General features: G+C 49.0%; 13 protein-coding genes. 12 read left to right on the forward strand and 1 reads right to left on the reverse strand.

Translation table 11 applies throughout. The annotated features are described in order from the left end of the window. The first annotated feature begins 170 nt into the window (after nt 1-170). The 8 genes from tolQ (at nt 171) to nadA (ending at nt 7079) form a co-directional block, all read left to right on the forward strand. Complete coding sequence (tolQ, locus tag Q0499_RS04250) at nt 171-851, forward strand: protein TolQ (RefSeq protein WP_363317772.1); 681 nt, start codon at nt 171-173, stop codon at nt 849-851. Nucleotides 852-870: 19 nt separating this feature from the next. Then, entirely contained in the window at nt 871-1287 is a 417-nt protein-coding gene (gene tolR / locus Q0499_RS04255; RefSeq protein WP_299196581.1) for a protein TolR, read from the forward strand. A gap of 7 nt (nt 1288-1294) precedes the next feature. Then, a complete protein-coding gene (gene tolA, locus Q0499_RS04260; protein WP_299196591.1) occupies nt 1295-2269 on the forward strand; it encodes a cell envelope integrity protein TolA in 975 nt (324 codons plus the stop codon). A gap of 6 nt (nt 2270-2275) precedes the next feature. Beyond that, nucleotides 2276-3559: a Tol-Pal system beta propeller repeat protein TolB gene (tolB, locus tag Q0499_RS04265; RefSeq protein ID WP_299196597.1), complete on the forward strand. Its 1284-nt coding sequence runs from the start codon at nt 2276-2278 to the stop codon at nt 3557-3559. Between the two features lie 196 nt (nt 3560-3755). Beyond that, on the forward strand, nt 3756-4262 hold the full coding sequence (gene pal, locus Q0499_RS04270) for a peptidoglycan-associated lipoprotein Pal (RefSeq protein ID WP_299196599.1): 507 nt from the start codon (nt 3756-3758) through the stop codon (nt 4260-4262). Between the two features lie 24 nt (nt 4263-4286). Beyond that, a complete protein-coding gene (gene ybgF / locus Q0499_RS04275) occupies nt 4287-5123 on the forward strand; it encodes a tol-pal system protein YbgF (protein ID WP_299196601.1) in 837 nt (278 codons plus the stop codon). Between the two features lie 26 nt (nt 5124-5149). Continuing rightward, entirely contained in the window at nt 5150-5836 is a 687-nt protein-coding gene (gene queC, locus Q0499_RS04280; RefSeq protein ID WP_299196609.1) for a 7-cyano-7-deazaguanine synthase QueC, read from the forward strand. A gap of 193 nt (nt 5837-6029) precedes the next feature. Then, nucleotides 6030-7079, forward strand: a complete 1050-nt coding sequence (gene nadA, locus Q0499_RS04285) for a quinolinate synthase NadA (protein WP_299196616.1) — start codon at nt 6030-6032, stop codon at nt 7077-7079. A gap of 80 nt (nt 7080-7159) precedes the next feature. Here the strand turns inward: nadA and Q0499_RS04290 are convergent, their stop codons facing one another. Beyond that, nucleotides 7160-7591 carry a MaoC family dehydratase gene (locus Q0499_RS04290; RefSeq protein ID WP_299196618.1) on the reverse strand — a complete coding sequence of 144 codons (432 nt, stop codon included), beginning with the start codon at nt 7589-7591 and terminating at the stop codon, nt 7160-7162. Nucleotides 7592-7952: 361 nt separating this feature from the next. Between Q0499_RS04290 and Q0499_RS04295 the strand changes: the two genes are divergently transcribed. The 4 genes from Q0499_RS04295 to Q0499_RS04310 all read left to right on the forward strand — a co-directional run bounded on the left by Q0499_RS04295 (nt 7953) and on the right by Q0499_RS04310 (nt 10877). Next, complete coding sequence (locus Q0499_RS04295) at nt 7953-8327, forward strand: hypothetical protein (RefSeq protein WP_299196620.1); 375 nt, start codon at nt 7953-7955, stop codon at nt 8325-8327. A gap of 170 nt (nt 8328-8497) precedes the next feature. Next, nucleotides 8498-9103, forward strand: coding sequence for a hypothetical protein (locus tag Q0499_RS04300; protein WP_299196628.1), 606 nt, complete (start codon nt 8498-8500; stop codon nt 9101-9103). Next, nucleotides 9100-10278: an MFS transporter gene (locus tag Q0499_RS04305; protein WP_299196634.1), complete on the forward strand. Its 1179-nt coding sequence runs from the start codon at nt 9100-9102 to the stop codon at nt 10276-10278. Before Q0499_RS04300 ends, Q0499_RS04305 begins: the two co-directional genes overlap by 4 nt. A gap of 341 nt (nt 10279-10619) precedes the next feature. Next, nucleotides 10620-10877 (forward strand): hypothetical protein, encoded by a 258-nt coding sequence (locus Q0499_RS04310; protein WP_299196635.1) that lies wholly within the window; start codon nt 10620-10622, stop codon nt 10875-10877. Nucleotides 10878-10925 lie beyond the last annotated feature (48 nt).

A 10925-nucleotide genomic window follows, 5' to 3' on the forward strand; every position in this document is an offset into this window, starting at 1 on the left:
TATGGCTCTCCAATCGACGAGCATCTGTTCAGCGGTTGTTTATCAAACGTTCTGTACAGTGTTCAATCAGGATGAAAATGGTTTTTTGTCAGAAAAAGGGCAGATTTTAAACGCTGATCTCGCTACTATCAGAACCAGTTTTTCAGATTTCTACAGAAGGGGTTGTAAACGTGCCGGATAAAATGTCGATCTGGAGTCTGGTGGCTAATGCCAGTGTTGTTGTCCAGTTGGTAATGTTGCTGTTGTTAATCGCATCAGTGCTTTCCTGGATTGTGATTTTTCAGCGTCACTTTGTGTTGCGTCAGGCGCAACAAAAACTTCGCGCGTTTGAAGATCGTTTCTGGTCCGGTGTTGATCTTAGCCAGCTGTTCCGTGAAGTGAATGCCGATCCGGATAGCAGCAACGGTGCTGAGAATATTTTCCGTGCCGGGCTCAAAGAGTTCAGCAGGTTGAGTCAGCAGTCCGGCGCAGATCGCGATGCTATTATGGATGGTGCTCAGCGCAGTATGCGCGTGGCGCTTGCCCGGGAAGAGGAAAAATTAGAGTTACACCTGCCATTTCTGGCGACGGTAGGTTCAACCAGTCCTTATGTCGGCCTTTTCGGCACAGTGTGGGGAATTATGAACTCATTCCGGGGTTTGGCAAATGTACATCAGGCAACCCTGGCGTCGGTTGCGCCCGGTATTTCTGAAGCACTTATTGCAACCGCAATCGGCCTGTTTGCTGCGATTCCTGCAGTCATTGCCTACAACCGTTACTCGGCAAAAACCGAATCGTTGATGAACAGTTATGAAACCTTTGCCGATGAATTCTCAAGTGTATTACACCGTCGTGTACACACCTCAAGCTGATCTGTAACAGGCTGGTATTATGATTCGCAGAGTTAAAAAGAGACGCAAACTGAATGCTGAGATCAATGTGGTGCCCTACATCGATGTGATGATGGTGCTGTTGGTGATTTTCATGATTACGGCACCCATGCTGACTCAGGGTGTTGATGTTCAGTTGCCAAAGGCTGGCTCTGATCCGGTTGATACTCAGGACAGTGAACCACTGATTGTGACCGTGGATAAAGAGGGTAATTACTATATCGATGTCGGTGGAAACCCCCTTGAGGCGGTGACGGGTGAAGTTGTTGAGGAACGGGTGAGTAAAGTCCTGAGTAGTAATCCAAAAAAACTGCTGTTGGTCCGCGGAGATAAGGGTGTTGATTATGATCATGTTGTGCAGTTGATGACGCTGTTGCAACAGGCCGGTGCAGAAAGTGTCGGACTGGTAACAGAGTAGTTTGACTGTGAATCTACGAAGTTATCTGTTTCCTGCGTTATTGGCACTGATTCTCCATTCAGTCATTCTGAGTGCGCTTTTTTATAGCTGGTTTGGTTATGCTGAAGACCAACGGCAACTCACGCCCAGACATGTTAAAGCGCAGATGGTTGATTTGAAAACGCAACAAAAAGCGCAGCAACAGGATAAGCAGGCTGAAGCACGACGTAAAGAGGATGCGCGCAAGAAAGCCGAGGCTAAGAAGCAAGAGGATGCCCGCAAGAAAGAAGTGCTGAAAAAAGAGCAATTGAAAAAAGAGGCTATTAAGAAAGAACAGGCGGAAGTTAAAAAGAAAGCTGAAGCGCTGAAACAAGAAGCACTTAAAAAAGAAGCACTTAAAAAAGAAGCACTTAAAAAAGAAACACTTAAAAAAGAAGCTCAGAAAAAAGAAGCTCAGAAAAAAGAAGCGCTGAAACAAGAGGCCGCACGTAAAAAAGCGGAAGCGCAAAAGAAAGAGCAGGCGGCCGAGGCAGCCAAGAAAAAACAGCAGGAAGATAAACGTCGTGAAGCTGAAGCGCTAAAAGAAGCAGAGCGTAAACAGGCGGAACAGCAGCGTCAGGAACAGGAACAAAAACGTCGTGAGGCTGAATTGGTCGCAGCCATGGCCGCAGAAGAACAGGAGATGCAGAGGCAGGCAGATCAGAAAGCGACCGCCGGTTACCTTGATTATATTGGTTCAGAAATTAAAAATAACTGGAGCCGCCCCCCCAGTGCCCGTAACGGTATGAAAGTTATCTTGTCACTGCACCTGTTGCCCACCGGTGAGGTCGATAATGTTTATGTGGTCGAAAGCAGTGGTGACAGCTATTTTGATGAGAGTGCCATCCGTGCAGTCAAACGGGTGGGACGATTCACTGAGTTACAAAAAATGGATCCGGTTCTTTTTGACAGGAACTTTAGGAAGTTAAAACTTGAATACAAACCGTCAGATCTTCGCAGGTAATCAGTAATGCAGCGTACTTTATGTTTCATCTTTCTATTCTTTTTCAGTGTGCTGGCGCGGGCTGAACTGACCGTCGAAATTACTCAGGGGGTTGATCAGCCAACACCGGTGGCTGTGGTGCCGTTTGCGTTGAATGGTGTTCAGGCACTGCCTGAAGACGTTGCCCAGGTGGTCAGTGATGACCTTTATCGAAGTGGCATGTTCAAAATTATGCCGCGGGAAAATATGCTTAGTTTTCCCTCTGATCGAAACTCTCTCTTTTTTCGCGACTGGCGTATCAGTGGCAGCGATTTTATTGTTATTGGCCAAATTAAAGAGACCGAAGGTCAGTTGACGGTTGCTTTCGAACTCTATGATGTTCTTAAAGAGGAGCGCATCCTGGGCGAGGAGATCAAGGCTAACCGGACTAACCTGCGTGCTGTCGGTCACTATATCAGTGATAAGGTCTTTGAAGCGTTGACCGGAGTACGGGGTGCGTTCTCTACCCGTATTGTTTACGTAACCGCGAAACAGCTGGCAGCCTCGAAACATCGTTATCGTTTGATGCTGGCTGATTCTGATGGACATAATCCCCGGACTATTCTGGAGTCAAAAGAACCTATTCTGTCTCCTGCCTGGTCCCGTGATGGCACTAAGCTGGCCTATGTTTCATTTGAGTCGGGCCGTCCCGCGGTCTACATCCAGTACCTTGCTACCGGTAAGCGGGAAAAAGTCCAGTCTTTCCGCGGCCTGAATGGCGCCCCTGCCTGGTCACCCGATGGCAAGCAGCTGGCGCTGGTGCTTTCTAAAGACGGTAACCCGGAGATCTATGTGCTGGATCTGCAGCAGCGACGTCTGACCCGTGTTACACATCATTTTGGTATTGATACCGAGCCATCCTGGTCGCCTGATGGGCAATCGCTGATCTTTACCTCGGACCGGGGTGGTCAGCCGCAGATCTATTCGATCTATCTGCCGACCCGGGATGTCACACGGCTGACATTTGAAGGACAGTATAATGCCCGTGGTCGTCTGACTCAGGATGGACGTTTTCTGGCGATGGTGCATCAGAGCAATGGTTCATTCCATATCGCGGTGCAGGATCTGCGTACCGGCCGGGTCGATCTGCTGACTGAAACCTTCATGGATGAGTCACCAACCATCGCGCCCAACGGCAGTATTATCCTTTATGCCACCCAGGAAGGTGTGCGCGGAGTGTTGTCAGCGGTGTCGCTGGATGGTCGGGTGAAGTTCCGCTTGCCGTCATCGGATGGCGATGTTCGTGAGCCGGCCTGGTCTCCATTCCAGTAAGGTGTTTGGCCAGTTGATGTGCGGCAGTGACTGCACTGAGTGACAAGGTGACTGCGCAAAGGTACAAAGTTAAATCAAATAGTTAGAAAAGCCGTAGTATTATCATACGGCTCTTGCAATCAGGCTTAGCAAGCTTTACTTTAAGCAGGATTAAGGTTTAATTTGCACATTATTGGCTAAATATTAGGAGTGTTCGATGCGTGCTATGAATATTGGTAAAGCGACTGCTTTGGCGCTGACCGTAGTTTGGGCTGCTGGTTGTAGTACAACAAATACAACAGATACAGATACCATGGGTAGCGACGCTACTCCAACAACGACTACTCAGGCAGTTTCTGATTCTTCTATGTCCGGTACCTCTATGGCCGATATTAAGAATCTGGCAACCGTTTTCTACTTTGACTTTGATCAGACTCAGGTTAAAGCAGAAGCTGTACAGGCACTACGTGGTCATGCAAAGTATCTGGTTGCTAACCCTTCTGCGTCTGTTGTTCTGGAAGGTCACGCTGATGAGCGTGGTACCCGTGAATACAACATGGCTCTGGGTGAGCGTCGTGCACAGGCTATCGCGCGTGTTCTGACTGTTAACGGTGTTTCCAGCAGCCAGATTGAACTGGTTAGCTTTGGTGAAGAGAAGCCAGTGGTAATGGGCCATAACGATAGTTCATGGGCTCAGAACCGTCGCGTAGAACTGAAATACTAATCACCCTTCAGGTCGTTAGTGTCTATGCGCAAAACATATAGCCTTACTGCTGCACTGGTGCTCTTTAGCGCCGGTGCTTCAGCGGCGGATCCCGTTCCCGTGATTGAGCTGCAGATGGATGATAGTTCTGCAAACCGGTCAACAGTCGCTCGTTCCTCGGGTCAGTTTGGTGGTGGTAGCAGTGATACACTGATGCTGTTACAACAACTGCAGGATGAGGTACGTTCCCTTCGGGGTATGGTCGAGCAGCAGCAATATCAGATTCGGCAGATGGAGCAGCAACAACGCGACCGTTACCGTGATCTTGATCGCCGAATCGCTGTTGGGCAAAGCTCTGGTGGACAAAGCTCCGGTGGACAAAGTTCTGCTGGACAAAGCTCTATTGGACAGAGCTCATCTGTGCCATCTCCTCAAACAGGCTCAGGTGATTCTTCATTGACACCAGCAGCCACACAACCGATACCGGTACCTTTACCCGCCTCCGATAGTACGCCGACAGATAGTCAGGCATATCAGGAAGCATTTGGACTGGTGCGGCAAAAAGATTTCCCGGCTGCGCTTAAGGCATTCGATAAATTCATTGAGCTTTATCCGGACAGTGCGCGATTACCTAACGCCTATTACTGGGTGGGTGAGGTGAATCTCGCAGAGCAGAAACTGGAACCGGCTAAAACGGCGTTTGAGAAAGTATTGCAAACTTTCCCTGAGCACCGAAAAGCGGCTGATGCAGCCTATAAGCTTGGCGTGATTTATCATCAGATGGGTGATCAGGCTAAAGCAAATGAAATGTTCAATTCAACGATCTCACGTTATCCCGATAGTTCTGCGGCCAACCTGGCCCGCGATTATCTGAAACGATAACCACTAAACATCTTTAAGGTTTTACGATGAGTACTCCCTCCAACAATGCTGTTGTATTGTTATCCGGCGGCCTTGATTCCGCGACAGCGTTGGCGATGGCCGCTGAGCGTGGCTTTAACTGCTATGTGTTGAGCTTTGATTATGGTCAGCGTTCACAGACTGAATTGGTAGCTGCCAAGAAAATTGCAGCAGATCTTAATGTTAAAGAGCATCGGATCGTGCGCCTGCATCTTGAAGATTTTGGTGGCTCTGCGCTGACGGATAATAGTATTGATGTGCCTGATCATGAGGAGGAGGGGATTCCCGTCACCTATGTGCCTGCACGTAATACCGTGTTCATGTCCTTGGCACTGGCCTGGGCAGAAGTGCTGCATGCACAGCATATTTTTATCGGTGTGAATGCCGTTGATTACTCTGGTTATCCTGATTGTCGCCCTGAATATATTGCAGCGTTTGAGCATATGGCAAACCTGGCGACTAAAACCGGTGTAGAGGGTGAGAGGCTTACCATTGAAACGCCACTGATCGACCTGACTAAAGCGCAGATCATTAGTGAAGGCACGCGTCTGGGGGTTAACTACGGTCTGACCGTTTCCTGCTATCAGGCCGATGATGATGGGCGTGCCTGTGGTGTATGCGACAGCTGCAGATTAAGAGCGAAAGGCTTTGAGGATGCAGGTGTGGCCGATCCGACGCGTTACGTGGCTGTTTGATAACTCAGTTGAAGATTAACTGACCAATTAAATAGCCATACCTATCTGGAAATGGGAGCTGAAAAGGCTCCTTTTTTGTTATTTTTACTGATCCTTTACAGAGAATTAACATTTTCAGTATTACAGTGATGGTATAATATCTGTTTGTTTCAACTCCGTTACCATTTCATTACCTAATTAAGAATATTTGTGAATGTTGAATAATCAAGAGCTTTCAGATCGTATTCTGGTCCAGGAACATTTTGCCAAAGAGCACCTTCCGGGGACGCTGGATCTGCAAAAACAGGAAGAATACAAGAACCGTATCAAGCAACTTCTGATCGAGAAGGATGCTTGTCTGGTGGCGCATTACTATACCGATGAAGTGTTGCAGCAGCTTGCAGATGAGACTGGTGGTTGTGTATCTGACTCTCTGGAGATGGCCCGTTTCGGTGCTAACCATCCGGCTACTACGTTGCTTGTAGCTGGGGTGAAGTTTATGGGGGAAACAGCGAAGATTCTGAATCCCGAAAAACGCGTGTTGATGCCAACCCTGGAAGCAACCTGTTCACTGGATATCGGCTGCCCGGCAGATGAGTTTACTGCCTTTTGCGACGCTCACCCAGACCATGAAGTGGTTGTCTATGCCAATACCTCCGCTGCAGTTAAAGCGCGCGCGGACTGGGTGGTGACCTCCGGTATCGCCCTGAAAGTCGTTGAACATCTGGCTGATCAGGGTAAGAAAATTATCTGGGCTCCCGATAAACATCTGGGCGAGTATGTGCAGAAGCAAACCGGTATCGAGATGCTGATGTGGGATGCCGCCTGTATTGTTCATGAAGAGTTTAAGGCGCAGCGGCTGCTGGATTTGAAAAAAGTCTATCCCGATGCTGCGGTGCTGGTGCACCCTGAGTCGCCAGATGCAGTCGTAGAGCTGGCAGACGTGGTGGGTTCAACCACGCAGATTATCAATGCTGCACGGGACCTGCCGAATAAGCAGTTTATTGTCGCCACTGACCGGGCTATCTTTTATAAGATGCGCCAGGCCGCACCGGATAAAGAGTTTATCGAAGCACCCACGGGCGGTTCAGGTGCAACCTGTCGCAGCTGTGCACACTGTCCCTGGATGGCGATGAACGGCCTTGAGAATGTGCTTAGTGCGCTTGAGCATGGCACCGACGAGGTTCTGGTGGATGAGTCGCTGATCGATGATGCCCGACGTCCGCTGCAGCGGATGCTGGATTTCTCAGCACAAAACGGCTGAAGGTTTCTCTAATGCATAAAAAAGCCTGCTATATTTAGCAGGCTTTTTTGTATCGGGTAAAACTGGCTAAGAAGATGCGATTAAGCAGGGCGTTTATCAACCATGAAAATGCCATAGCCGGTAGCCACCAGCTTGTCGCCGACATGGACATCGGTGCGCATTTTCACACGACGACGTTTTTCATCAATCTCTTCAATTGTGCCCGATGCTTTAGCAGTATCGCCAATGTAAACCGGTGCTTTGAACTGAATAGACTGATCGATATAGATCGCACCAGGCCCTGGTAAGCGGGTACCGGCAACGGTTGATATCAATGCCGCAGAAAACATTCCGTGGACGATGCGATTTTTAAACTGAGTGGTAGCCGCGTATTCACTATTAATATGGATCGGGTTATTGTCACCGGAAATGCCTGCAAACATATACACATCGGCCTCGGAGATCGTCTTGGCATAAGAGGCACTCATGCCGACTTCCAGATCTTCCAGGTAGTAACCGTGCAGTTCATCCATTAGTAATTCCTCTCTGTAGCGCAATGATTATTATCGCAATTGGTGCTTATCGGTCAGCACTCACCAGTCATCGACTAGCGGGTGCTGTTTATTCATGTTTTTGCTTACTGTTATAGGCGTAAACCCTAACGTAGTCTGGTTACTCTTTCAATGAAGTATTCGGACAGAAACCAAGTAAAACAGGTTTTTGTTGCACTGCGAAGTCTTTATGTTGACCAGTTTGAGTGCACTGTGCTCTTTTAGGAGTGAGCGGCGCACATTTGCACTCAACAGTTTCGTCCTTCCCCGGGGTTAGTATTGCAGTTTCAGCCCGGCTATGGACAATGAGACCTCTTCGTACAGCGGATAGGGTAACCTGGTAATGGTAACAAAAGTATTACTGACACTACTGGTAATTGTGCTGGCCTACCTCTATCTGAGACGCCGTATGAACCGCAATACACCGCAGCGGCCGCGTGTGAAAACAGAACCTGTGAGTAGTGATACGCCGGTTAAAACGATCGCTATACTGTTTGTTCTGGTGTCGTTTACGCTGACGGTGGGGTTCTTTGTGTACCGCTGGATTGACGGCAATCAACTGCTCAGAGTAACGCTGATCTCACCTCAGAGCAGTGAGCCGCTTTACTATCAGGTGCATAAGTCTGAACTGCAGGAGCGTAGCTTTACCACCACCGACGGTCAGATTATCCGCATTGGCGGACAGGACCGGTTGCAGATTGAAACGGTGGCGGATTGAGGTGGTTTCACTGATGCTTTTAAAATACAACCCGCTATAATGGCGACGTCAGTCAGGCTCGTCTGACTATATCTTGTTATAGCCTCCCATTTTTCTGAGTCAATCAGCCTTTGTCGCTGAGTTGGTTAGCACCCATGTCAGTTGAGTGATCTGTGTTACAGGGATTATGAATGTTTCAGCGTACCAGTCTTCATAGCCATAAAACCTTACCGTCGAGTATCAACGGTGATGGTGGTTACCGCCAGCTGGCCAGCTCTGGTTATCAGTTGCCGCTGTGCTGGTTGATGCTGTTTCAGCAGAGCGATCTGCAGATGCAAAAGGTTTACAGCCATGAGGGTGAACAAACCTGTGAATACACCACGCTTATCTGCACTAAAACAGAGGCACTGCAACGTTATCAGCGTGCTGCTGAGCGCTTTAAGAGTTTGCTTGCCAACCGCTGCGATACCTACTTCGATTACTGGCAGCAGTATCTCGAATATAATGCGGATGAGTATCTGCATCTGGATGCAACAGCCCTGTGGATGACCGGTGATGAACAGGCTTATCTGGATAATCTTAGTCTTAGTCTGAGCGGGGTTAGCTGGGTGGTATCGGATGAGTGTCGCTGGAAACGTAGCTGGCTGGAGTCTCTGCCGTTTCTGGGGCGGGCCTTTGACCCCCTTGAGCCGGCACTAAAACATGATGGCGTGCGTCATCTGCTGATACAGAGCGGGGTGCTGGACGCCGATGGCGGCATCTATATCGATAAGTCAGTGCTTCAGGGCAAAATATGAATATCACCGTCATACTGTTGTCGCTGTGTCAGGCGTTACTGACCACCGGTAACGTACTGCTTATCTCCGTCAATGCGTTGATTGGCCAGCAGCTGGCACCATCCCCCGGGCTTATTACGCTGCCAGTTGCGATGCAGTTTGTTGGTTTGATGTGTGCGACCATACCTGCTTCATTAGTAATGGCCCGGATTGGCAGGAAGAACGGTTTCTATCTGGGCAATAGTGTCGGCATACTCGGGGCACTATGCTGTATTTTTGCCCTGCAGCAGGGACAGTTCATGCTGTTCTGTAGCGGTACTTTTCTACTGGGTATCGGCATTGGATTCGGCACGTTATACCGTTTTGCGGCGATAGAAGCCTGTCCTGATGAGCAAAAAAGCCGGGCGATCTCATTAGTGATGGCGGGCGGTGTCATCGCTGCAGTATTAGGTCCTAACCTTGCGATAAGCAGTCGTAGCTGGCTGGATGACAGTGTTTTTACCGGCGCTTTCATTGGTTTGTTGCTGCTCTATGTCATCGCTCTGATACTGCTCTCTTTTGTGCGTATGCCAACACCGGTTACAACCTCGCAAGTGCAGGAGGACGCCCGGCCGATAACTCAGATTATTCTGCAGCCGGTATTTATTGTCGCTGTCACTATCGCCATGGTCAGCTATGCAGTGATGAATCTGATTATGACGGTCACCCCGGTGGCGATGGCTCGCTGTGGTTTTGACTTCAGTACGTCGGCCTGGGTGATTGAATGGCACGTATTGGGGATGTTTCTGCCCTCATTTGTTACGCCCAGAATCATTGCCAGATTGGGTTTGCTGCCGGTGATGGTGCTGGGAGCGCTGTTGATGTTGCTGTGCATCGCGTGCAACCTGCATGGCGTGAGTCAGTGGCACTTCTGGGCAGCTCTGGCGCTGCTAGGCGTAGGCTGGAACTTTATGTTTATCAGTGCAACGCAACTGGTGACCTCCGCTTACCGATCTGCCGAAAAGGCTAAAAGTCAGGCGGCGAATGAATTTTTAGTCTTTGGTATGGTGACCGTGTCCGCATTCAGTTCTGGCTGGCTTGAATCGACGCTGGGATGGCAGATGTTAAATACCCTGATGATTCCGGTACTGATCTGGGCGGTGCTGGTTATTTTTGTTTATCGTAAGCCTGTCGTTCATCATCTGCAGAGAGGGTGAAACAGGTATTGAGCGTAAAAGTTGATTGATAAAAAAGGGGGCCACAGACTCATGTCTGTGGCCCAATTAATGTTGATGAACAAATGTTGATGATTTTACATTACGCTACTGGGGAACCCCCGCCTTGAAACGACTTGCTTCACTTTCTAGTATACCTTGTACAACCTATAACACTTTTTAACGTCCTGAAATATGCTTCATTAGCAGGGAATTTCAGTATTGGCCGGGATCTGAATTCCGTCAAGAAAATTTCTGGTTATTAGTTTATAACCCTTTCGGGACTTGTGTCATATGCCAAAGTGTAGTGCAATGCAGCCCATAACTGATGTTGGAATGAGTCGATGAAAAGTTACCTGTTTACCACTGAAACAGATCGCGGTGGCGTCATGCTGTGTGAGATCGAAGACTTCGATACCGCGGTTAAATATCTGTGTAACCGTTTTGATGGGGTGGTTAAAATTGAATCTGCAGAGCAGGTATGGGAGCTACCTGAAGCGGATAAGCTGGCGGTACAAGCCCCAACCGTTCCTGAGATTGCCGCTCCAGCCGGATCAGTTACCCCGGATGCCGCCCCTGAACCTGCTGACCTGTTCGGCTAAGCGATAAAACCGGTTCATCCCCGTCGCCGCATCAGGTATTCTTACAGT

It is taken from the genome of uncultured Amphritea sp. (genome assembly GCF_937127095.1).
GTDB lineage: Bacteria > Pseudomonadota > Gammaproteobacteria > Pseudomonadales > Balneatricaceae > Amphritea.